The organism is Mycobacterium sp. DBP42, from assembly GCF_005924235.1.
In the GTDB taxonomy this organism is placed as follows: Bacteria; Actinomycetota; Actinomycetes; order Mycobacteriales; family Mycobacteriaceae; genus Mycobacterium; species Mycobacterium syngnathidarum.
In genome coordinates this window covers 38,272-60,204 of the sequence record NZ_VCMY01000004.1, presented here as the reverse complement: position 1 = coordinate 60,204, position 21,933 = coordinate 38,272, and the positions used below count along the sequence as shown (strand labels likewise).

The following is a 21,933-nucleotide window of genomic DNA, read 5'->3' as shown; positions in this document are numbered from 1 at the left end:
GTGGTCTACTCGAATTCATGAGGCTGGGTCCGCCACGACGCCCGCGCCGGGTCACCGATCTGCTGAACCCGGCGGCGGCCCTGCTGCCGGCGGCCAACGTGATCATGCAGTTGTCCGCCCCCGGCGTCGGTTACGGCGTCCTGGAGAGCCCGGTGGACAGCGGCAACGTCTACAAGCATCCGTTCAAACGGGCCCGAACCACCGGCACGTACCTGGCCGCGGCCACCATGGGCACCGACGAGGACCGGGCGATGCTGCGCACCCAGATCGACAAGGTGCATGCGCTGGTCCGTTCGCGAGAGTCAAGCCCGTTGTCCTACAACGCTTTCGACCCCAAGCTGCAGCTGTGGGTGGCCGCCTGCCTGTACCGCTACTACGTCGACATGCACGAGTTCCTCTACGGCCCGCTCGACGAGGAATCCGCCGATGCGGTCTACGACGATGCCCGCACGCTGGGCACCACCTTGCAGGTGCGCGACGAGATGTGGCCGCAGGACCGCAACGCCTTCGACGCGTATTGGAAGCAGTCACTGCAGGATCTGCGAATCGACCCACCGGTGCGTGAGCACCTGCACGGGGTCGCCGCGATGGCGTTCCTGCCCGCACCGATCCGCCTGCTGGCCGGACGCTTCAACCTGTTTGCCACCACCGGCTTCCTGCCCGCCGAGTTCCGCAGCCATATGCGAATGACCTGGACAGCCGATCAGCAGCGGCGTTTCGAGTGGCTGTTGAGGGGCTTGCGGGCCGCGGATCGGGTGATCCCACACGAGCTGTGGTTGTTCGGCTATCAGCTCTACTTGTGGGACATGCGGATCCGGGACCGCTTGGGCAAACGAGTGATCTGACCGGGGACAGCGGCCTCGGAGCCTGAAATCAGGTGTACTGCCGAGTATCGGCGACTCCGTGGATATGATCCGACGCGGAGGTCCCGTTGAAAGACGCCATTGTCCTGGTTGCCGTTTCGCTGGCAATCGGATTTGCGCTCGGCGGCCTCAGGTCATCCGCCCCGCCGGCAGCGTCTCCTGAGCTTCCGGCTCCGCCGCTGCCCCGCCCGGGCGTCTACACCGTCACCGAAACCTCGGGCGACGCCGCACCCGAGCCCTACGACTGGACACTGTCGAGCTGCGGGCCACGATGCCTGCGCGTGCAGTCGCCTGCACGCGAGGGCGAATGGCAGCTCGATCTGGCGTGGGATTCCGCCGCTGATCGGCACCAGGGCGCGTGGGTCGGTGAGCGCGTCAACCCCGGCATGCAGTGCGAACCCGGCGGCCTCGCGCCGAAAACCGCCCCGGTTCCGTTCAAGTACGTCATCAGGCGGGATCTCACGGGTTTCGTCAACATGAAGTTTTCCGAGGACAGCCCGTCGTGCTGGGGCGATACCGCCATGCGCGGCCAGCAACTCGCGCTGAAACGCGCGAAGCCGGTGTGGTCTTAGGATTCGAACGAAAAGCCGCCTGAGCGGTGCACAGAGAATATGAATCGAGCCCCTCTTCCCTATCGCCGACAATTCGCCTGGCAGCCAATAGCGGCAATCCGCTTGCATTGTGAACTATTTCGGGCGCGGACGAACATCGACGGCATCAGCCAGGCGCCACTACCGTCCGCACGCCACCGAAGGTGTCTAGTTTCGTTGCACTCCAACATCTTTGGCCCACAAAACGCAGAGTTCGACTATGACAACCCTTTCAGGGCGCAAACATTTCAACATTGAAATATCGACATGAGTTTGGGGCAGAAGGAGCCGCCACACCGTTCCGGCCCAATATGAATATGGTATGAACCATGTGACACCAAACTATGTATTTGGACAATGGGAATTATGGCGGCGATGTCGGTGTCCCCTCGTGAACAAGCACCCCGGCAAGCGATGCTCGGTCAGCTACCCCGAATGCATCGTGCTGACGGTTCACCGATCCGGGTGTTGGTGGTCGACGACGAACCGGCGCTGACGAACCTGGTCAAGATGGCCCTGTGTTACGAAGGCTGGACCGTCGACGTCGCACACAACGGCGGCGATGCGGTGGCCATGTTCAACGACAGCAAGCCCGATGCCATCGTGCTGGACATCATGCTGCCTGACATCGACGGAATGCAGATCCTGCAACAGGTACGGGCGGCCGAGCCATATACCCCGACGTTGTTCCTCACTGCGCGTGATTCGGTGGTGGACCGGGTAACCGGCTTGACCGCCGGCGCGGACGATTACATGACCAAACCCTTCAGCCTGGAGGAGCTCATCGCCCGGCTGCGGAGTTTGCTGCGCCGGTCCAGCCATACCGAACCGCCCGTCGACGAGGTGCTGCGGGTCGGCGACATCGTGCTCGACGGAGCCACCCACGAGGTGACGCGCGCCGGTGTGAAACTGACGCTGACCGTCACCGAGTTCGAACTGCTGCGGTACCTGATGCGCAATCCGCGGCGGGCCCTGCCGCGCGCCGAGATACTCGAGCGGGTTTGGAACTACGGTTTCGGCGGCAAGACGAGCATCGTCGACCTCTACATCTCATACCTGCGCAAGAAGGTCGATGAGGGCCACGAGCCGATGATTCACACCGTGCGTGGCATCGGATACATGCTGCGGCCGAAGGAGTGACGAAGCGCGACAAGACGATCCGAGCGCACCGCTACGACTGTGCGTGGCCGAGCTCGAAGGTGCACACCTCGGTCGGCGTCACCCGGAGCACCCCCGCGCTCGGGATGTCGTAGAAAAGCCCGATGATGTCGAGCCGACCCTGCTGGTAGCGCTCGCGCAACAGCGGATGTTCGGCCAGCGTCTGCACTTGCAGCGCCACGTTCACCATGCTCAGCTGATCGACGGTGTCGAATCCCTCGGCGGCTGCCGATTTCGCGATCGGATGACGGCCGCCGCCGAAGGCAGCCAGCGCCGGCCCGGCATACTCCAGCCAGGCGTCAAGCGCTTCATCGCCGGTGGATTGGCCTGGGCCATCGCGCAATACCGCGTTCATGGCACCACAACTGGAGTGTCCGCACACCACGATCGACGACACGTCGAGGACCTTCACCGCGAATGCGATCGCCGCGTCTACCGACACGTCCTGGCGCCCGGCCGGGATGAAGTTGCCGACGTTGCGGACCGTGAAGAGGTCGCCGGGGCCGCTGCTGGTGATGACGTTGGGCACGATCCGCGAGTCGGCACAGGTGATGAACAACGTCTCGGGACGCTGTTCGTGCTCGAGCTCTTTCATGTGCGGCCGGATGAAGGGCGCCGTGCGGCGGTGGTAGACCGCCAGCCCGTGCAGCACCGACGGCCGCAGCTGCGGCTGCCAGGAACTCCAGGGCACCACACCGGTGCGTTTGTCGATGGGGGTGAAACCGCGCATCGGCGGCCCGGCGACCGCGCTGTCCATCTCGACCGCGCCGACGTCGTGGATGTCGACGCTGCCGCCGGACGCGACTTGTTGGCGTTGCCAAGCGTCGATGGTCTCGTAGCCGGCATGGTCGATGAAGTCGACCGCCAACTCGACGGTGACATGCGCCCCCTCGGGCACGGACGCCAGCACGCTGTTGAGTCTCGGGAGCGACAGAAAAGTCACCGAACCGTCGATGACTACGCGCCACTGATCTTCCCCGGTCCGATCGGCAGTGATCTTGACCCGCACCACCCGCCAGACGGTCAGAGAAACGGCAAGCGCCAGCCCGATCAGCACACCCTCAAGCAGGTTGAGGAACACCACACCCACGATCGTGACGAGGTAGACCGCGAGATCGCCGGTGCGCCACGCCGTCTTGATGTGAGCCCATTTCACCAGTTGCACACCGATCACGATGAGCAGCCCGGCCAGCGCCGCCGTGGGTATCAGCTTGGCCAGACCCGCGAATGGCACCGCGAACGCCAGCACCCAGACGCCGTGCAGGATCGACGAGGCGCGGGTTTGGGCACCGGCGGCAACGTTGGTGGAGCTACGCACGATCACCCCGGTCACCGGCAGACCGCCGATGGAGCCAGACGCGATGTTGGCCACGCCCTGACCCATCAGTTCACGGTCGAAATTGGTGCGCGGCGCACGACTTTGCATGCGGTCTACCGACACAGCGGACAACAGACTTTCGACGCTGGCGATCAGCGCCACCGTCAGCACGCCGGTGACGAACGCACCCCAATTCCCGTCGGGCAGGTTCGGCAGCTGCAGGGCATCTACCAGCGAGCCGTCGATCACGATCCGAGATACGTCGAACGGTGCCACGAGCGAGAGCACTGTCACACCGAGAATCGCCACCAGCGGGCCGGGTATCACCTTCACCCGCTCCGGCACCCAGCGCCATGCTACGAGGATGCCGATGACCAGCAGGCCGAGGAACGTACCGGGCCCGTGCGCATGGAGCACCTGCCCGGGTAGTCCAGTCACGTTGCGCCAGGCCGAACTTGCGGAGTCACCGCCGAGCAGCACGTGAGTCTGCTGCAAGGCGATCGTGACGCCGATGCCGGCAAGCATCGCGTGCACCACGACCGGCGATATCGCCAGTGCCGCGCGGGCAATCCGGCTGAGCCCGAGCAGAACCTGAAGCACACCTGCGCAGATGGTGATCGCGCAGGTAACAGCCCAACCGAACTGGCCGACGAGGCCTGCGACGATGACCGTCAGCCCGGCCGCGGGTCCACTCACCTGCAGCGGTGACCCGCCGAGAAAGCCCACCACGATGCCACCCACGATCGCGGCGATGATGCCGGCGAGCACCGGCGCATCGGAGGCAACTGCGATGCCCAGGGACAAGGGCAGGGCGACAAGGAAGACAACCAGTGACGCCGGCAGGTCATAGCGCAACAGCGAGTGCAGCCGGGACTGCCCCGACGGGCCATCGGACTCGTCGGCGGGTAACGAAGCGGCCGGTGTCAGACGCTGGTGAATGGCAGGCTCCTTCTGTCGGTGGCCGGCCCTCGGCACCAAAAGAAAGCTATGCATTATTGACAAACAAATACATTTACCAGGCTATTGATCGCCAGAAAGTGGCGTCAAGCAAAGCAGACGGACGCATAGGGAACCCAAAGATTTGCGCTCCGAATGCCCCGCGTACCCCATTTCGACGTGTTGCGACCTGCGCAGATTAGGAATTGATATGACCTCGGTGACAGCGATAGCTGTTACCGCGAAAATGAAATCATGACGTCGGTGTCTGCCAAAGGCCTACAGCGACCCCACGGTGCCGTTGTCAGTCAGCCGCGCCTCAACCGTGCCGACGGTTCACCCATTCGAGTACTGCTGGTGGACGACGAGCCGGCGCTGGCCAACCTGGTGAAGATGGCCCTGCACTATGAGGGCTGGGTGATGGAGGTCGCCCACACCGGCCGCGAGGCAGTCACGAGTTTCGACGAGACGGACCCCGACGTCGTGGTCCTCGACAACATGCTGCCCGATGTCGACGGCCTGGAGATTCTGCGTCGTGTCCGCGAGTCCGAGAGCTATACGCCGACCCTGCTCCTGACGGCGCGCGATTCGGTGATGGACCGCACCTCGGGGCTCGCCGCAGGAGCCGACGACTACATGGCCAAGCCGTTCAGCCTCGAAGAATTGCTGGCACGCTTGCGCAGCCTGCTGGGAAGATCCGGTCACGGGGCATCGCCGGATGTCGAGACGCTACAGGTGGGCGACCTCAGGCTCGATGACGCCAGCCGTGAGGTGTCGCGCGACGGGGCGCCCGTGTCGCTGAGCGTCACCGAATTCGAGCTCCTGCGCTACCTGATGCGCAATCCGCGCCGGGTGCTCAGCCGCGCCGAGATCCTCGACCGCGTGTGGCCCTATGGATACGGCGGCCGTTCCAGCATCGTCGACCTCTACATCTCGTATCTGCGCAAGAAGATCGACACCGACCGCACGCCGATGATCCATACCGTCCGCGGAGTCGGCTACATCCTGCGGCCAGGGGAATGACGCCGCGCTTTCCACCGGCGCACCCACTTCATGAATGGCGTCAATTTCTCGCCTGCATTTTCTATGAATTCGACAGTGAATTCCTATGAATTGCATATGCCACCGTTCGGTGAAATCGTATGTTTTCGATATGAGGTGGTCGGTTTCGCGCCCATTCGAGCCTAGACTGAAGGAAATTCACCTACTGGAAAGGTGGTGTTTCCAATGATGAAAGCGCCACGATACATCCGAATGAAGAGCGCGGTGGCGGTCATCGGAGGGGCTGCGGCTTTGGGCCTGATGGCGGCCGCTCCCGCGGTTGCCGCACCGTCGGCGCCTTCCGCGCAGGAGACCATCGACAAGTTGCAGGCCGATGGCTACAACGTCATCGTCGCCAAGGTAGGCAACAGGTCGATGGATCAATGCACCGTCAGTGCGGTGCGCGACGGCCACGATGTCAAGAACAACTGGATCATCCGGGGACCGGCCGGCCAGGTGGGCACCCAAACGCGCTACACCACGGTCTACGTCGACCTGCACTGCAAGGGGTGACACCCGGCGGGTCGATGCTGAAGATGGTGGGCGCGGACGGTATCGAACCGCCGACCGCTGGTGTGTAAAACCAGAGCTCTACCACTGAGCTACGCGCCCCGTCGCAGGCACGGTACACGCCGCAGGGGCGTGACCGGAAATCCCGCGGGAGTTTCGTCAGATCCGTAACGCCGCCAGTGCCTCCCGCCAGACCGCCTGATCGCGTGGCTGCCCCGGGTCCATCATCTCGGCAAAGCGGATCGTGCCGGCCCGGTCGACGACGAACGTGCCGCGGTTGGGGTATCCGGCATCGGAATTGAACACGCCGTAGGCCTGGGTGACCGCGCCGTGCGGCCAGAAGTCCGAGAGCACCGGGAACGTGAATCCGCTTTCGACGGACCAGATCTTGTGCGTCGGTGGCGGGCCGACCGAGATGGCCAGGGTTGCGGTGTCGTCGTTCTCGTACAGCGGCAGCTTGTCGCGGATCTCTCCGAGTTCGCCCTCACACACCCCGGTGAACGCCAACGGAAAGAACACCAGCAGCACGTCTTTGGCACCGCGGTACCCGCTGAGGGTGATCGGCCTGCCGTTCTGGTCCCGAAGCGTGAAATCGGGCGCCGGGGCCCCTACGGCCAACATCAGGTGCGCTTGCCCGCAGCCTTCGATTTCGGTTGCACCAACCGGCTCGCCGTCCAGTCCCCCAACTTGGCCGACGAGGTCTGCATCAGACCGGCCGTCGGCGCCGATTCGGCGATCTCTGCGGGCAGCACGTGCCCGGGCTTACCGGTCTTGGGGGTCACCACCCAGATCACGCCGTCCTCGGCGAGTGGGGTGATGGCGTCCATGAGCCGGTCGACGAGATCCCCGTCGTCGTCCCTCCACCAAAGCAATACGACGTCGACAACTTCGTCCGAATCCTCATCGAGCAGCTCTGAGCCGCACGCTTCCTCGATGTCGGCCCGGATGTCGTCGTCGCTATCCTCGTCCCAACCCAGTTCCTGGACTATCTGATCCTTGTGGATCCCCAGGATGTGGGCGTAGTTCGGGCCTGAGTCCGTCCCCGCCGCGACCACCGTCGGTCCTCCTAACCATTTTCGAGCCTGTCTCAAGACTGCGTATTTCCCTATCGTCGCACGACAGTGCATCCGTGCGGGTGCCCGGCGGGCCACTTTGTCCGTCGGCAGGTCAGTAAGCCTTGTCGCACCGGTTCAGCGCTTCCTCTCTGGCCGTGTTCGATCGGGTCGACGCCGCGTTGAACTGATCGGGGCCGACCTGGCCGGATATGGCGGCCACGAGGGCTCTGGCCGAGTCGATCCACTCGCTCAACGCGGCGCGCAGGTCCGGTGACAGCGCATCGGACAGACCCGAACTGACCAGATCGGCGCTGCGGTTCAGTCCGTCGATGGCGGGGCCGGCCTTGGCCGCGGTGTCCCCACCGTTGTTGACGGCCTCGACGTACCCGTTGACCGCGTTGACCGCGTCGACGGCCGAGGTACTGAGGTCTTCGCAGACGGTGTGCACGGCACGGGTGGTCAACGAGGCCTGTCGTTCGGATTCGCGGGTCACCGAGCTGGCCGAGGACTCCTCGATCGAGGCCTTCACCGACGCCCGGTACTCGGGCGCCGCCGTCGAATCAACCTGTGCGGTACCGCCGGTAACAGCCGAACAACCCACCACGACCATCGCTATCACCGCGGCGCCACCGAATGCGCACGCGACGATCCGCCCCTTTGCCTCAAACCGTCCATCAACCGGCACGATCTGCAGACGTTACCGGTTCACAAAGCAACTGATGGGTAACTTGCGCACCGCCACCCCCAGCGGCACGGAGGCGGCAAGATAGGTGGACGATAGAAGGTGCCACAAGCACTGTCAGTAGTAACCGCCTAACAAGGAGCGGAAGTTGACCACCGAGTTCGTGCGCCAGGATCTGGCCCAAAACTCCTCTACCGCAGCCGAACCCGACCGGGTACGGGTGATTCGCGAGGGAGTTGCCTCCTACCTTCCGGATATCGACACCGACGAGACCGCGGAGTGGTTGGAGTCGTTCGACGAGTTGCTGGAGCGTTCCGGTCCGGCGCGGGCCCGGTATCTGATGTTGCGACTGCTGGAACGCTCACGCGAGAAGCGTGTCGCCATCCCGGCACTGACATCGACCGATTACGTCAACACCATCCCCACCGAACTTGAGCCCTGGTTCCCCGGTGACGAGGACGTCGAGCGACGCTTCCGTGCCTGGATCCGGTGGAACGCGGCCATCATGGTGCACCGCGCGCAGCGTCCGGGAGTCGGTGTGGGCGGCCACATTTCGACGTACGCATCGTCGGCCTCGCTGTATGAGGTCGGGTTCAACCACTTCTTCCGCGGCAAATCCCACCCCGGCGGTGGCGATCAGGTGTTCATCCAGGGCCACGCCTCCCCCGGCATCTACGCCCGCGCCTTCCTCGAGGGCCGGCTGACAACCGACCAACTGGATGGTTTCCGTCAGGAACACAGCCACCCCGGCGGCGGCCTGCCGTCCTACCCGCACCCGCGCCTGATGCCCGACTTCTGGGAATTCCCCACGGTGTCGATGGGCCTGGGACCGATGAACGCGATCTATCAGGCCCGGTTCAACCACTATCTGCACGACCGTGGCATCAAGGACACCAGCGATCAGCACGTGTGGGCGTTCCTCGGCGACGGCGAGATGGACGAGCCGGAAAGCCGCGGCCTGATCCAGGTGGCCGCCAACGAGGCGCTGGACAACCTGACCTTCGTGGTCAACTGCAACCTGCAGCGCCTCGACGGGCCGGTGCGCGGCAACGGCAAGATCATCCAGGAGCTCGAGTCGTTCTTCCGCGGGGCGGGCTGGAACGTCATCAAGGTGGTCTGGGGCCGCGAATGGGATGCCCTGCTGCACGCCGATCGCGACGGCGCGTTGGTCAATCTGATGAACACCACGCCCGACGGCGACTACCAGACGTACAAGGCCAACGACGGCGCCTACGTGCGCGATCATTTCTTCGGCCGCGACCCGCGCACCAAGGCTCTGGTCGAGCCGATGACCGATCAGGAGATCTGGAACCTCAAGCGCGGCGGTCACGATTACCGCAAGGTGTACGCCGCCTACCGCGCGGCCATGGAACACAAGGGCCAGCCGACGATCATCCTGGCCAAGACCATCAAGGGCTACACGCTGGGCAGCCACTTCGAGGGCCGCAATGCCACGCACCAGATGAAAAAGCTTGCGCTGCAAGATCTCAAGGATTTCCGCGACGTCACCCGGGTACCGATCAGCGACGCTCAGCTGGAAGAAGATCCCTACCTGCCGCCCTACTACCACCCCGGACCCGAGGCGCCCGAGATCCGCTACCTGCTGGACCGTCGCCGCGCCCTGGGCGGGTTCCTCCCGTCCCGGCGCAACAAGTCCACTGCCCTGCAGCTACCCGCGTCGGATGCCTACCAGGCGCTGAAGAAGGGCTCGGGCAACCAGGCCGTGGCCACCACCATGGCGACGGTACGCACGTTCAAGGAACTGTTGCGGGACAAGAACGTCGGCCCGCGGCTGGTGCCGATCATCCCCGACGAGGCCCGCACCTTCGGCATGGACTCGTGGTTCCCGAGCCTGAAGATCTACAACCGCAACGGGCAGCTGTACACGTCGGTGGACTCGGCATTGATGCTGGCGTACAAGGAATCCGAGGTCGGCCAGATCCTGCACGAAGGCATCAACGAGGCGGGGTCGACATCGTCGTTCACCGCGGTGGGCACGTCGTACTCGACCCACAACGAGCCGATGATCCCGATCTACATCTTCTATTCGATGTTCGGGTTCCAGCGCACGGGTGACGGCCTGTGGGCGGCGGCCGACCAGATGGCCAAGGGCTTCGTCCTCGGGGCGACGGCCGGACGGACCACACTGACCGGCGAGGGTCTGCAGCACGCCGACGGCCATTCCCTGCTGCTGGCATCGACCAACCCGGCCGCGGTCACCTACGACCCGGCGTTCGCCTACGAGATCGCCCACATCATCGAGAGCGGGCTGCAGCGGATGTACGGCGAGCACGCCGAGAACGTGTTCTTCTACATCACCATCTACAACGAGCCCTACGTCCAGCCCGCCGAGCCGGCCGGTCTGGACACCGAGGCGCTCCTGCGCGGCATGTACCGCTATCGCCGGGCCACTGAGCAGCGCGCCAGCGCCGCTCAGATCCTGGCGTCGGGGGTGTCGATGCCCGAGGCGCTGCGGGCGGCCGACATGCTGGCCGAGGAGTGGGACGTCGCCGCCGACGTGTGGTCGGTCACCAGCTGGGGCGAACTCAACCGCGAGGGCGTGGAGATCGAGCGGCACCGGCTCCGGCATCCCGATCAGCCCGCCCGCACGCCACACGTGACCAGCGCGCTGGCCGATGCGGCCGGGCCGGTGGTGGCCGTGTCGGACTGGATGCGGGCCGTGCCCGAGCAGATCCGGCCGTGGGTCCCGGGCACCTACATCACACTGGGCACCGACGGCTTCGGCTTCTCCGACACCCGTCCGGCCGCACGCCGCTACTTCAACACCGACGCCGAGTCGGTGGTGGTGGCGGTGCTCGAGGGGCTGGCTCGTGACGGAGAGATCGATCCCTCCGTGGCCATCGCGGCGGCCAAGCAGTACAAGATCGACGACGTGTTCGCCGCTGCGGTGTCCTACGTGGACACGGGCAGCGCCTGATTCGCTTGGAGGAATCCACCAGAAAAGTGGCGTAGCTTTTAGGGATGCCCGACAAGCGGTTCGTGCCGCCGAAGTCGACCGTCGAGGTCCTGGAGAGCGTGCCCGACTCGACTCTGCGCCGGTTGAAGCAGTATTCCGGCCGGTTGGCCACCGAGGCGGTGCATGCCATGGCCGAGCGCCTGGACTTCTTCTCCGACCTCGACGCGTCACAGCGGGCCAGCGTGCAGCTGGTGGTGCAAACCGCCGTCGTGAACTTCGTCGAATGGATGCGGGACCCCGAAAGCGACGTCAGCTATACCGCGCAGGCCTTCGAGGTGGTGCCGCAGGACCTGCGCCGTCGTATCGCGCTGCGCCAGTCGGTCGAGATGGTGCGCACGTCGATGGAGTTCTTCGAAGAAGTGGTGCCGCTGCTGGCCCGGTCCGAAGAGCAGCTCAACGCGCTGACCGCGGGCATCCTGCGCTACAGCCGTGACCTGGCCTTCGCGGCGGCCAGCGCGTATGCCGATCAGGCCGAGGCCCGCGGTGCCTGGGACCTGCGGATGGAGGCCAACGTCGTCGACGCGGTGGTGCGCGGCGACACCGGGCCCGAACTGCAGTCCCAGGCAGCGGCACTGAACTGGGACGCCACGGCGCCGGCCACCGTGATCGTGGGCCTGCCCCGCCCGGACCGGCCGGACCTGGCCCGCGAGGACATCCACGACGCAGTCAAGCGCCACGGCCGGGCGGCACTGTCGGATGTGCACGGCACCTGGCTCGTCACGATCATCTCGGGCGCGCTGTCGGCAACCGACCGCTTCCTGGTCGACATGCTGTCGGTGTTCGCCGACGGCCCGGTGGTGATCGGGCCGACCTCCCCCACGCTGATCGCCGCCCACCGCAGCGCCGCCGAGGCGATCTCCGGCATGAACGCGGTGACCGGCTGGCCCGGCGCACCCCGGCCGGTGTCGGCGCGCGAACTGTTGCCCGAGCGTGCCCTACTGGGCGATGCGACGGCCATCGCAGCACTGGAAACCGAAGTCATGCGCCCGTTGGCGGATGCCGGTCCGGCACTGACGGAGACCCTCGACGCATTCCTGGACTCCGGCGGCGCCATCGAAGCTTGTGCTCGCAAATTGTTCGTTCATCCAAACACGGTGCGCTACCGCCTGAAACGAATCGGCGACTTCACCGGCCGCGATCCTGCCGTGCCGCGGGACGCCTATGTACTGCGAGTTGCGTCGACAGTCGGCAGATTGAGCAAACAGGGATACCAGCCGAGCACGCCAAATGCGGGCAGCGTCGTGATCCCGGCGATCGGCCCGGCTCATCCCGCCAGGCAGCAGGCATGAACTGGGCTCACCGGCCGGCGCGGAGGCTGTGACATATTTCGCTGCGGTGAAGGCAACGTCGCATCACATGCACTTTTGTGGGGAACCTACAAAAACATAAGACAAGGTTCATAATCTCTTACATCCCACAAAACCATCTTCACAGTGTTCTCTTAATGACGTGCCTCAACCCGTGCTCGCATTGCTTGCTCCCGGACAGGGATCGCAGACGCCCGGCATGCTCTCCCCTTGGCTGGAGCTGCCCGGTGCCGCTGATCGCCTCACCACGTGGTCGCAGATCAGCGGCCTGGACCTGGCGCGGCTGGGAACCACCGCCACCGCCGAGGAGATCACCGACACCGCGGTGACGCAGCCGCTCGTGGTGGCCGCCACGCTGCTGGCCTATGAGGAATTGACCAAGCGCGGAGTGCCCGAAACCGCCGAGACCATCGTGGCGGGCCACTCGGTGGGTGAGATCGCCGCGTATGCCATTGCCGGCGTCATCTCTGCCGATGACGCGGTCAAGCTGGCCGCCACTCGCGGTGCCGAGATGGCCAAGGCTTGCGCCATCGAGCCGACCGGCATGTCTGCGGTGCTCGGTGGCGACGAAGCCGAGGTGTTGGCCCGGCTGGAGTCGCTCGACCTGATCCCGGCGAACCGCAACGCCGCCGGCCAGATCGTGGCTGCCGGCGCCATCGCGGCCTTGGAGAAGCTCGCCGAGGATCCGCCGACCAAGGCCCGGGTCCGCCAGCTGGCCACCGCAGGCGCGTTCCACACCCGTTACATGGCGTCCGCCCTGGAGGGCTACGCCGCAGCCGCCGAGTCTGTAACGACATCAGAGCCGACCGCGACACTTCTGTCGAACGCAGACGGCCAGCCGGTCGCCTCGGCCGCCGACGCGATGGAAAAGCTGGTGTCCCAGCTGACCAAGCCGGTGCGCTGGGATCTGTGCACCGCCACCATGCGGGACCGTTTCTCCGCCGCCGAGCGCGCCGGGATCATCGAGTTCCCGCCGGCGAGCACCCTCGTCGGCATCGCGAAACGTGAACTCAGAGGAGCGCGGGCCCGGCCGATTAAAGCCCCAGCCGATCTGGACGGCTTGGACGAGCTGTAAGTCCACCGACAACCGAATAGCAGTAGCAACGCAGTACCAACCGAACGTCCCGAATTGTCCTCCGCACCCGGGGGGCGCTTTCAACAACAAGAAGGAGCCATCGTGGCCGCCAGTCAAGAAGAAATCATCGCCGGTCTCGCCGAGATCATCGAAGAGGTCACCGGCATCGAGCCGTCTGAGGTGACCCCCGAGAAGAGCTTCGTCGACGACCTGGACATCGACTCGCTGTCGATGGTCGAGATCGCCGTGCAGACCGAGGACAAGTACGGCGTGAAGATCCCCGACGAGGATCTGGCCGGCCTGCGCACCGTTGGTGACGTGGTGGCCTACATCCAGAAGCTCGAGGAAGAGAACCCCGAGGCTGCCGCCGCCCTGCGCGAGAAGTTTGGCTCGGAATGAGCAAACCTTCCACTGCTAACGGAGGCTTCCCGAACGTCGTGGTGACCGCCGTGGAGGCCACCACGGCGCTCGCTGCTGACATCGAGAGCACGTGGAAGGGCCTCCTGGCCGGAGAAAGCGGCATCCATGAGTTGACCGACGACTTCGTCACCAAGTGGGACCTTCCGGTGCGTATCGGCGGTCACCTGGTCGACGACATCGACAGTCACCTCACCCGCATCGAGCTGCGTCGCAACTCCTATGTGCAGCGCATGTCACTGGTGCTGGCCCGCCGGCTGTGGAAGAACGCCGGTGCGCCCGAGGTCGATCCAGATCGCTTCGCGGTCGTGATCGGCACGGGCCTCGGCGGTGGCGAGAAGATCGTCGAGACCTACGACGCCATGAACGAGGGCGGGATCCGCAAGGTCAGCCCGCTCGCCGTTCAGATGATCATGCCCAACGGTGCGGCCGCGGTCGCCGGTCTTGAGCTCGGCGCCCGCGCCGGAGTGATCACACCGGTGTCGGCGTGTTCGTCGGGATCTGAGGCCATCGCCCACGGCTGGCGACAGATCGTGATGGGCGATGCGGACTTCGCCGTCGTCGGTGGTGTGGAAGGCGGTATCGAGGCACTGCCGATCGCGGCGTTCTCGATGATGCGCGCCATGTCGACCCGCAACGAAGATCCCGCGGGTGCGTCTCGGCCGTTCGACAAGGATCGTGACGGATTCGTGTTCGGCGAGGCCGGCGCGATGATGATCATCGAGACCGAGGAGCATGCCCTGGCCCGTGGCGCCAAGCCGCTGGCTCGGCTGATGGGTGCCGGTATCACCTCGGATGCGTTCCACATGGTGGCCCCGGCGGACAACGGCGTGCGCGCCGGTGCCGCGATGAAGCGTGCGCTGGAAACCTCGGGTCTGGAAGCCAAGGACATCGACCACGTCAATGCCCACGGCACGGCCACCCCGATCGGTGACACCGCCGAGGCCAATGCCATCCGGGTCGCCGGATGCCAGAACGCCGCGGTGTACGCACCGAAGTCGGCTCTGGGCCACTCGATCGGTGCGGTCGGTGCGCTGGAGTCGGTGTTGACGGTGCTCGCCCTGCGGGACGGGGTGATCCCCCCGACGCTGAACTACGAGACACCGGATCCCGAGATCGATCTCGATGTGGTTGCGGGCGAGCCTCGTTATGGCGACTACAAGTACGCCGTCAACAACTCGTTCGGGTTCGGCGGCCACAATGTTGCCCTGGCCTTCGGTAAGTACTGAGGTCGGGTACCCAAGCCTGGTCAGTGACCCCGGGCAGCGGCCCGGAAGGTAGACACGGAAGGGAAGAACACAGCAAATATGGCGGGATTGTCCACAGGGAATGGTCTTCCCAATGTGGTTGTCACCGGCGTAGCCATGTCGACGGCGCTGGCAACCGATGCTGAAAACACCTGGAAGAAGCTGCTCGACGGTCAGAGCGGCATCCGGAAGCTCACCGATTCGTTCGTCGAGGAGTACGACCTGCCGGTTCGCATCGGCGGCCATCTCCTGGAGGAGTTCGACTCCGAGCTGACACGCGTCGAACTGCGCCGACTGTCATATTTGCAGAAGATGTCGACGGTCATCGGCCGTCGGGTGTGGGCCCATGCCGGCTCCCCCGAGGTCGATGCCCGCCGCCTCATGGTGTCGATCGGCACCGGTCTGGGTTCTACCGAAGAGCTCGTGTTTGCCTATGACGGTATGCGTTCGAAAGGGCTGCGCGCCGTGTCGCCGCTGGTGGTGCAGATGTACATGCCCAACGGCGCGGCAGCCGCGATCGGGCTCGAGCGCAAGGCCAAGGCCGGGGTGTGTACCTCGATCTCGGCCTGCGCCTCGGGTTCCGAAGCGATCGCCAACGCATGGCGCCAGATTGTCCTCGGCGAGGCCGATATCGCGATCTGCGGTGGCGTCGAGACCAAGATCGAAGCCGTGCCGATCGCCGGATTCGCCCAGATGCGCATCGTGCTGTCGAACACCAACGACGATCCGGAAGGCGCCTGCAAGCCCTTCGACAAGGATCGCAACGGATTCGTGTTCGGCGAGGCCGGCGCCCTGATGGTGATCGAGACCGAGGAGCACGCGAAGGCCCGCGGCGCCAACATCCTGGGCCGGCTCATGGGCGCGAGCGTGACCTCGGACGGTTACCACATCGTGGCGCCGGACCCCAACGGTGAGCAGGCAGGTTATGCGATGACCCGCGCCATCCAGCTGGCGGGTCTGCAGCCCACCGATATCGACCACGTCAACGCCCATGCCACCGGCACCAACGTCGGCGACGTCGCCGAGAGCAAGGCGATCAACAACGCGATGGGTGGCCACAAGCCCGCGGTCTACGCGCCCAAGGCAGCACTCGGCCATTCGGTCGGCGCGGTCGGCGCCGTCGAGTCCATCCTGACGGTGATGGCACTGCGAGACGGTGTCATCCCCGCGACACGCAACCTGCACAATCTCGATCCCGAGATCGATCTGGACGTCGTCGCCGGTGAGCCACGGCAGGGCGATTACAAGTACGCAATCAACAATTCGTTCGGATTCGGTGGGCACAACGTCGCGCTCGCCTTCGGAAAGTACTGAGACTCCACAACTACGGCGACCCAGCGCTTTCCACCAAAGGAGACCTTTATGACGATCATGGCCCCCGAAGCCGCCGCCGAATCACTCGATCCGCGTGACCCGCTGCTGCGTCTGCAAACCTTCTTCGATGACGGCAGCGTCGAGTTGCTGCATGAGCGGGACCGTTCCGGTGTGCTGGCCGCCGCCGGCACGGTCAACGGTGTTCGTGCGGTGGCGTTCTGCACCGACGGCACCGTGATGGGCGGCGCCATGGGCATCGAGGGCTGTGCTCACATCGTCAACGCCTACGACACCGCGATCGAGGAGCAGAGCCCGATCGTGGGCATCTGGCACTCCGGCGGTGCGCGGCTGGCCGAGGGCGTCAAGGCGCTGCATGCGGTCGGTCTGGTCTTCGAGGCGATGATCCGGGCGTCGGGCTACATCCCGCAGATTTCGGTCGTCGTCGGCTTCGCGGCCGGCGGCGCCGCTTACGGCCCTGCGCTGACCGACGTCATCATCATGGCCCCGGACAGCAAGGTGTTCGTCACCGGTCCGGACGTGGTGCGCAGCGTCACCGGTGAGGACGTCGACATGGTGTCGCTCGGCGGCCCCGACGCCCACCACAAGAAGTCCGGTGTGTGCCACATCGTGGCCGACGACGAGCTCGACGCTTACGAGCGCGGCCGTCGCCTGGTCGGATTGTTCAGCCAGCAGGGCCATTTCGACCGCAGCAAGGCCGAGGCCGGCGACACGGACCTGGCTGCGCTGATGCCCGAGTCGGCCCGGCGCGCCTACGACGTGCACCCGATCGTGGAGGCACTGCTCGACGAGGGCGTGCCGTTCGAGGAGTTCCAGGCCAAGTGGGCGCCCTCGATCGTGGTCGGTCTCGGCCGCCTGGCCGGCCGCACGGTCGGTGTGATCGCCAACAACCCGCTGCGTCTCGGCGGCTGCCTGAACTCCGAAAGCGCCGAGAAATCAGCACGTTTCGTGCGGCTGTGCGACGCGTTCGGCATTCCGCTGGTGGTCGTCGTCGACGTACCCGGCTACCTGCCCGGTGTGGACCAGGAGTGGGGCGGCGTGGTGCGCCGCGGCGCCAAACTGCTGCACGCGTTCGGTGAGTCCTCGGTCCCCCGCGTGACGCTGGTGACCCGCAAGATCTACGGCGGCGCCTACATCGCGATGAACTCGCGTTCGCTCAACGCCACCAAGGTGTTCGCCTGGCCGGACGCCGAGGTCGCGGTGATGGGCGCCAAGGCCGCCGTCGGCATCCTGCACAAGCGCAAGCTGGCCGCGGTTGCCGATCCTGCCGAGCGTGAGGCGCTGCACGAGGAGCTCGCCATCGAGCACGAAAGGATTGCCGGCGGCGTGGATTCGGCGATCGAGATCGGTGTGGTCGACGAGAAGATCGATCCGGCGCACACCCGCAGTAAGCTGACCCAGGCGCTGGCCGAGGCCCCGCACCGGCGCGGTCGCCACAAGAACATCCCGCTGTAACCACCCAGCTGGCGCGAATGGCCAGTTATTGCACATATAAGGCGAAAAGCCGTGCAATAACTCGCCATTCGGCGTTCTACCGCGTGGTGTAACCGCCGTTGGCGAAGATGGTCTGCCCGTTGATCCAATGGCCCTCGTCGGCCAGGAACACCACCAATGGGGCGATATCGGTGATCTCGGTCAGCCGGTTGCCCATCGCCTGCGACTTGTGGAACTCGACGCGTTCCGGAGTCTCCTGCGGATAGAAGAACGGCGTATCCATCGGGCCGGGGGCCACATTGTTGACGTTGATGCCGCGGACACCGAACTCTTTGGATGCCGCCCGGGTGAAGTGTTCGACGGGGCTCTTCGAGCCCGCGTAGGTGGAGTAGCCGTCGGTGTAGGCGGCCAGCAACGCCGTCACGATGGTGACCACCGACCCGTTGTCTGCCAGGCGCTTACCAGCCTGTTGCAGGAAGAAGTATGCGGCCTTGGCGTTGATGTCGAACATCGAATCATATTCGGCCTCAGTGGTTTCCACGAACGGCTTGCGCAGTACCTTGCCGACGGTGTTGATCGCGATGTCGACACTGCCGAAGGCGTCGATCGCCGCGTCGAAGAGCTTCTCGATATTGGCCGGCACCGTCAGGTCACCTTGCACCTTGACCGCCTTCACCCCGGCGGCCTGCACCGCCGCCACCGTCTTGTCGGCGTCGGCTTCACTGGAGGCACTGTTGTAGTGAACTGCGACGTTGACACCCCTCGAAGCCAGCGTCGTGCTGATCAGGCCACCGAGGTTCTTCGCGCCGGCGGCAACTACTGCTGATTTTCCCTCTAGTTTGCTCACGAGGACAGACTAGTTTTTGCAACTCACAGAGTGATAACGCAAAATACCGAAGCATTCACAAATAATAGTTGTATAGGCTTGGTGGGTGTCCATGAATGCCCCTGATCTGCGGCGTTTACGCCAGTTCGCCGCCATCGGCGAGGCCGGTAGTCTCACTGCCGCGGCAGCCTCGCTGCATATTAGCCAACAAGCTCTCAGCAGCTCGATGCAGCAACTGGAGAAGGAACTCAACGCCACACTGTTCCGGCGCGAGGGACGGCGACTGCGGCTCACCCGGGCCGGCGAACTGCTTCTCACCGAAGGGCGAACCCTGTTGGCGGCGGCACGCACCGTGGCCGAGCGGGTGGAACACGCGTCCGAGGGCACCGCAGAGGTCTTTGTCATCGGCCATAGCCCGGCACTCAGCGGGAGCGAGGTCTACACCCTTCTCGAACCTGCCATCACAGCATTTCCCAACGCCTCGTTCACGTTCCGGCAGCTCTACCCCGATCGGCTCACGGGTGCGGTGCTCGACGGCACAGTGCATCTCGGCCTGCGCCGTGGTGTGGTCCCCACCAACGAATTGGCCACGGCCATCCTCGGTTACGACCGCGTCCGGTTGGCGCTACCGTGCGAACACCGGTTGGCCGGCCACGCTGCCGTGGGCATTCACGAGCTCGCCGGGGAGCGCATCGCGCTGTGGGCGCCCCCGGGTGCGTCCTACTACAGCGATTTTCTGATGGCTGCATGCCGTCGCGCCGGTTTCGAACCCGACTATGTCGTCAGCCGGGTTCAGGGTGCGGCCACCGTGGCCGCCCCGCTCACCACGGGTGCGGCCACGTTCGTCACCACGGCACCCGGACCGGCCATGGGCGGTCGCGTCGTGGTCACCGAACTCGAACCCCCACTGCTGGTGGGCGCTCAGGCAATGTGGCAGCGCCACACCAGTTCAGCGGTCCGGGACGCGCTGATGGCGCAGGCCTAGGCAGACTCGACCTGCCCGAAGTCAGCGATCATCTCGGCCGCAGCCGCCACGGCACGGTCCCGGTCGGCGCTGACCAGCCCGATGCGCGTGCGGCGGTCCAAGATGTCGTCGGCACACAGGGCACCTTCGTGGGTGACGGCGTACTCGAATTCCGCACGGATGACGTCGAGTCCGTCGGCGACGGGTTCAGTAGGCCGGGCGCACCGCGCCCGCGCGATCACGTTGGGCGCCTCGGACCCATAACGGGCGACCAGGGAGGACGGTAGCTCATGCTCAAATCGCAACGTGGACACCGGATTGGCCGGGGCACCGACCAGTGGCAGATTGGCGGTACGACAGCCGTCGGCGGATACGCCGCGCATGACCAGCGCCCGGTCCAGAACATCCTGGGCCATGTACCGGTATTCGGTGAGCTTGCCGCCGATGATGCTGATCACGCCACTCGCCGATTCCACGACCGCGTGTTCGCGTGACACGTCGGCCGTGTCGCCCGCTCCGGTGTCGATCAGGGGTCGCAGCCCGGCGTAGGTACCGCGCACGTCGGACGTGGTCAGTTCGGTCGCCAGCGCCGTGTTGACGGTGTCGAGCAGGAAGCTGATCTCATCCGGAGTCGGCTGGGGCACATCGGGAATGGGGCCCGGCGCATCCTCATCCGTCAGTCCGAGGTAGACCCGGCCGAGCTGTTCGGGCATCGCGAAGACGAACCGGTTCAACTCCCCCGGTATCGGAATGGTCAGGGCCGCAGTCGGATTGCCGAACGCCGCGGCGTCGAACACCAGATGCGTGCCCCGGCTGGGCCGCAACGTGATCGCCGGGTCGAGATCGCCGGCCCATACCCCGGCCGCGTTGATGACCACCCGCGCGGCCGCGTCGAAAGATTCCCCGGTGACTTCGTCGGTCAGGCGGACCGAGGACGCGCCGGCCGCACTCGCGGAGACCCGGGTCAGGATCCGGGCTCCGTGCTGCGCAGCAGTGCGCGCGACGGCGGCCACCAACCGGGCGTCGTCGACGAGCTGGCCGTCGTAGGCCAGGTAACCGCCGTCGAGACCCTCGGTGCGCACCGTGGGGGCCAGTTCGACCGCGCGACCGGCATCCACCCGGCGCGATCGCGGCAGAGTGGACGCGCTGGTTCCGGCAAGCCTGCGCAGACCGTCGCCGGCGATGAATCCGGTGCGCACCAACGCGCGCGACGCGCGGCCCATCGACGGTAGCAGCGGCACCAGCTGCGGCATGGCCTTGACGAGGTGAGGCGCGTTGCGGGTCATCAGGATTCCGCGCTCGATCGCACTGCGGCGGGCGATCCCGACATTGCCGGTGGCCAGGTAGCGCAGACCGCCGTGCACCAGCTTCGAACTCCACCGGCTGGTCCCGAACGCGAGATCGTGTTTTTCCACCAGCGCCACCCGCAGGCCTCGTGTGGCGGCATCCAGCGCGATGCCCGCACCGGTGATGCCACCGCCGATGACGAGCACATCGAGCTGTTCGCCGTCGGTCAGTGCCGCCAACTCGGTTGCGCGCCGGGTGCGATTGAGTGCGGTGGGTCCGGTCACGAGGCGAGATATCCGTTCAGGGCGTGGGCGAGTTCGGCCGCCAGCGCATCGGCGTCGAGGATGGGTTCGACCATCTGCGCGGACTGGATCGCGGACTGCGTGATGAGCAGGCACATGGTGGCCAGTTGACGGGGGTCACCGGGCCTGACGCGGTCGTTTTTCTGACGGACCTCTTGGGCGAGCTTGAGTTCGCCGGCCAGTGCGTCGATCAGGATCTGCTGGCTGGTGCCCAGCCGCTCGGCGATGTAGACCATCGCCACCTCGGGCGCAGAGTGCAGCACGGCCATGATCACCTCGTCGTGGCGCAGCCGTGCGGCCACCGCCACGATGCGGCGTACCAGGGCCGCGCGGCCCGGCCCACCGAGTTCCGTCGCGTCGAGCACACCCACGATCCGTGCGGTGAGCAGCGCGGCCAGAATCGACTGGGTATCGGGGAAACGGCGGTACACGGTCGGGCGGCTCACCCCGGCCCGCCGGGCGATCTCGGCCAGGGTCACCCGGTCCACGCCGAAGGCCAGCACGCAGCTGGCAGCGGCATCCAAGATCTGGTCGCTCAGCGATCGCTCGTTACTGATTGACATCATGTGTAATACTGTAACGCATGACTCAGCCGGCCGAACAGTTTCTGCC

Annotated in this window: 20 protein-coding genes and 1 tRNA gene; 13 read left to right on the top strand and 8 right to left on the bottom strand. The window is 65.5% G+C overall.

Annotation, left to right across the window (positions count from 1 at the left end):
* The first annotated feature begins 17 nt into the window (after positions 1–17).
* The 3 genes from E0T84_RS06260 (at position 18) to E0T84_RS06250 (ending at position 2,593) form a co-directional block, all read left to right on the top strand.
* Positions 18–845 carry an oxygenase MpaB family protein gene (locus tag E0T84_RS06260; RefSeq protein ID WP_138744052.1) on the top strand — a complete coding sequence of 276 codons (828 nt, stop codon included), beginning with the start codon at positions 18–20 and terminating at the stop codon, positions 843–845.
* Positions 846–931: 86 nt separating this feature from the next.
* Positions 932–1,435 (top strand): hypothetical protein, encoded by a 504-nt coding sequence (locus tag E0T84_RS06255; RefSeq protein WP_070188116.1) that lies wholly within the window; start codon positions 932–934, stop codon positions 1,433–1,435.
* A gap of 384 nt (positions 1,436–1,819) precedes the next feature.
* Entirely contained in the window at positions 1,820–2,593 is a 774-nt protein-coding gene (locus E0T84_RS06250; protein ID WP_075909576.1) for a response regulator transcription factor, read from the top strand.
* 31 nt (positions 2,594–2,624) lie between these two features.
* Here the strand turns inward: E0T84_RS06250 and E0T84_RS06245 are convergent, their stop codons facing one another.
* On the bottom strand, positions 2,625–4,856 hold the full coding sequence (locus E0T84_RS06245; protein WP_371725702.1) for a SulP family inorganic anion transporter: 2,232 nt from the start codon (positions 4,854–4,856) through the stop codon (positions 2,625–2,627).
* Positions 4,857–5,120: 264 nt separating this feature from the next.
* Here E0T84_RS06245 and E0T84_RS06240 point away from each other — a divergent pair, with 264 nt between their 5' ends.
* Both E0T84_RS06240 and E0T84_RS06235 read left to right on the top strand, forming a co-directional pair.
* Complete coding sequence (locus E0T84_RS06240) at positions 5,121–5,888, top strand: response regulator transcription factor (RefSeq protein ID WP_138744050.1); 768 nt, start codon at positions 5,121–5,123, stop codon at positions 5,886–5,888.
* A 231-nt stretch (positions 5,889–6,119) separates the two neighbouring features.
* Complete coding sequence (locus E0T84_RS06235) at positions 6,120–6,419, top strand: hypothetical protein (RefSeq protein WP_138744049.1); 300 nt, start codon at positions 6,120–6,122, stop codon at positions 6,417–6,419.
* 24 nt (positions 6,420–6,443) lie between these two features.
* On the opposite strand, the gene E0T84_RS06230 is transcribed toward E0T84_RS06235, so the two are convergent.
* From E0T84_RS06230 to E0T84_RS06215, 4 genes are all read right to left on the bottom strand, one after another.
* A tRNA-Val gene (locus E0T84_RS06230) sits at positions 6,444–6,518 on the bottom strand.
* 57 nt (positions 6,519–6,575) lie between these two features.
* Entirely contained in the window at positions 6,576–7,037 is a 462-nt protein-coding gene (locus E0T84_RS06225) for a peroxiredoxin (protein ID WP_070943366.1), read from the bottom strand.
* Positions 7,037–7,471, bottom strand: a complete 435-nt coding sequence (locus E0T84_RS06220; RefSeq protein WP_070188113.1) for a DUF3052 domain-containing protein — start codon at positions 7,469–7,471, stop codon at positions 7,037–7,039. The genes E0T84_RS06225 and E0T84_RS06220 overlap by 1 nt, the downstream gene beginning before the upstream one ends.
* Before the next feature lie 112 nt (positions 7,472–7,583).
* Complete coding sequence (locus tag E0T84_RS06215; RefSeq protein WP_138744155.1) at positions 7,584–8,081, bottom strand: hypothetical protein; 498 nt, start codon at positions 8,079–8,081, stop codon at positions 7,584–7,586.
* A 220-nt stretch (positions 8,082–8,301) separates the two neighbouring features.
* Between E0T84_RS06215 and aceE the strand changes: the two genes are divergently transcribed.
* The 7 genes from aceE (at position 8,302) to E0T84_RS06180 (ending at position 17,963) form a co-directional block, all read left to right on the top strand.
* Positions 8,302–11,091 carry a pyruvate dehydrogenase (acetyl-transferring), homodimeric type gene (gene aceE, locus E0T84_RS06210; protein ID WP_070188111.1) on the top strand — a complete coding sequence of 930 codons (2,790 nt, stop codon included), beginning with the start codon at positions 8,302–8,304 and terminating at the stop codon, positions 11,089–11,091.
* A gap of 44 nt (positions 11,092–11,135) precedes the next feature.
* On the top strand, positions 11,136–12,419 hold the full coding sequence (locus E0T84_RS06205; protein ID WP_070188110.1) for a CdaR family transcriptional regulator: 1,284 nt from the start codon (positions 11,136–11,138) through the stop codon (positions 12,417–12,419).
* Between the two features lie 172 nt (positions 12,420–12,591).
* Entirely contained in the window at positions 12,592–13,512 is a 921-nt protein-coding gene (locus tag E0T84_RS06200; RefSeq protein ID WP_120764856.1) for an ACP S-malonyltransferase, read from the top strand.
* 102 nt (positions 13,513–13,614) lie between these two features.
* Entirely contained in the window at positions 13,615–13,911 is a 297-nt protein-coding gene (gene acpM / locus E0T84_RS06195; RefSeq protein ID WP_066897787.1) for a meromycolate extension acyl carrier protein AcpM, read from the top strand.
* Positions 13,908–15,158, top strand: coding sequence for a 3-oxoacyl-ACP synthase KasA (kasA, locus tag E0T84_RS06190; RefSeq protein ID WP_070188108.1), 1,251 nt, complete (start codon positions 13,908–13,910; stop codon positions 15,156–15,158). The genes acpM and kasA overlap by 4 nt, the downstream gene beginning before the upstream one ends.
* A 78-nt stretch (positions 15,159–15,236) precedes the next feature.
* Entirely contained in the window at positions 15,237–16,490 is a 1,254-nt protein-coding gene (gene kasB / locus E0T84_RS06185) for a 3-oxoacyl-ACP synthase KasB (protein ID WP_070188107.1), read from the top strand.
* A gap of 48 nt (positions 16,491–16,538) precedes the next feature.
* Positions 16,539–17,963: an acyl-CoA carboxylase subunit beta gene (locus E0T84_RS06180; protein WP_070188106.1), complete on the top strand. Its 1,425-nt coding sequence runs from the start codon at positions 16,539–16,541 to the stop codon at positions 17,961–17,963.
* Between the two features lie 76 nt (positions 17,964–18,039).
* Here E0T84_RS06180 and E0T84_RS06175 read toward each other — a convergent pair whose 3' ends face one another.
* Complete coding sequence (locus E0T84_RS06175) at positions 18,040–18,789, bottom strand: SDR family oxidoreductase (RefSeq protein ID WP_075909574.1); 750 nt, start codon at positions 18,787–18,789, stop codon at positions 18,040–18,042.
* A gap of 91 nt (positions 18,790–18,880) precedes the next feature.
* Between E0T84_RS06175 and E0T84_RS06170 the strand changes: the two genes are divergently transcribed.
* Entirely contained in the window at positions 18,881–19,753 is an 873-nt protein-coding gene (locus tag E0T84_RS06170; protein ID WP_138744154.1) for a LysR family transcriptional regulator, read from the top strand.
* Here E0T84_RS06170 and E0T84_RS06165 read toward each other — a convergent pair.
* Positions 19,750–21,303, bottom strand: a complete 1,554-nt coding sequence (locus E0T84_RS06165) for a glycerol-3-phosphate dehydrogenase/oxidase (RefSeq protein WP_138744048.1) — start codon at positions 21,301–21,303, stop codon at positions 19,750–19,752. The genes E0T84_RS06170 and E0T84_RS06165 overlap by 4 nt on opposite strands.
* Positions 21,300–21,887: a TetR/AcrR family transcriptional regulator gene (locus E0T84_RS06160; RefSeq protein WP_070188102.1), complete on the bottom strand. Its 588-nt coding sequence runs from the start codon at positions 21,885–21,887 to the stop codon at positions 21,300–21,302. Before E0T84_RS06160 ends, E0T84_RS06165 begins: the two co-directional genes overlap by 4 nt.
* Positions 21,888–21,933 lie beyond the last annotated feature (46 nt).

Bases quoted from the DNA above. Each gene is read 5' to 3' on its own strand.
- E0T84_RS06225 (WP_070943366.1), bottom strand. From the start codon at position 7,037: ATGTTGGCCGTAGGGGCCCCGGCGCCCGATTTCACGCTTCGGGACCAG.
- kasA (WP_070188108.1), top strand. From the start codon at position 13,908: ATGAGCAAACCTTCCACTGCTAACGGAGGCTTCCCGAACGTCGTGGTG.
- kasB (WP_070188107.1), top strand. From the start codon at position 15,237: ATGGCGGGATTGTCCACAGGGAATGGTCTTCCCAATGTGGTTGTCACC.
- E0T84_RS06235 (WP_138744049.1), top strand. From the start codon at position 6,120: ATGAAGAGCGCGGTGGCGGTCATCGGAGGGGCTGCGGCTTTGGGCCTG.
- E0T84_RS06250 (WP_075909576.1), top strand. From the start codon at position 1,820: ATGGCGGCGATGTCGGTGTCCCCTCGTGAACAAGCACCCCGGCAAGCG.
- E0T84_RS06170 (WP_138744154.1), top strand. From the start codon at position 18,881: ATGAATGCCCCTGATCTGCGGCGTTTACGCCAGTTCGCCGCCATCGGC.
- E0T84_RS06180 (WP_070188106.1), top strand. From the start codon at position 16,539: ATGACGATCATGGCCCCCGAAGCCGCCGCCGAATCACTCGATCCGCGT.
- E0T84_RS06160 (WP_070188102.1), bottom strand. From the start codon at position 21,887: ATGATGTCAATCAGTAACGAGCGATCGCTGAGCGACCAGATCTTGGAT.
- E0T84_RS06215 (WP_138744155.1), bottom strand. From the start codon at position 8,081: ATGGTCGTGGTGGGTTGTTCGGCTGTTACCGGCGGTACCGCACAGGTT.
- E0T84_RS06260 (WP_138744052.1), top strand. From the start codon at position 18: ATGAGGCTGGGTCCGCCACGACGCCCGCGCCGGGTCACCGATCTGCTG.
- E0T84_RS06205 (WP_070188110.1), top strand. From the start codon at position 11,136: ATGCCCGACAAGCGGTTCGTGCCGCCGAAGTCGACCGTCGAGGTCCTG.
- E0T84_RS06240 (WP_138744050.1), top strand. From the start codon at position 5,121: ATGACGTCGGTGTCTGCCAAAGGCCTACAGCGACCCCACGGTGCCGTT.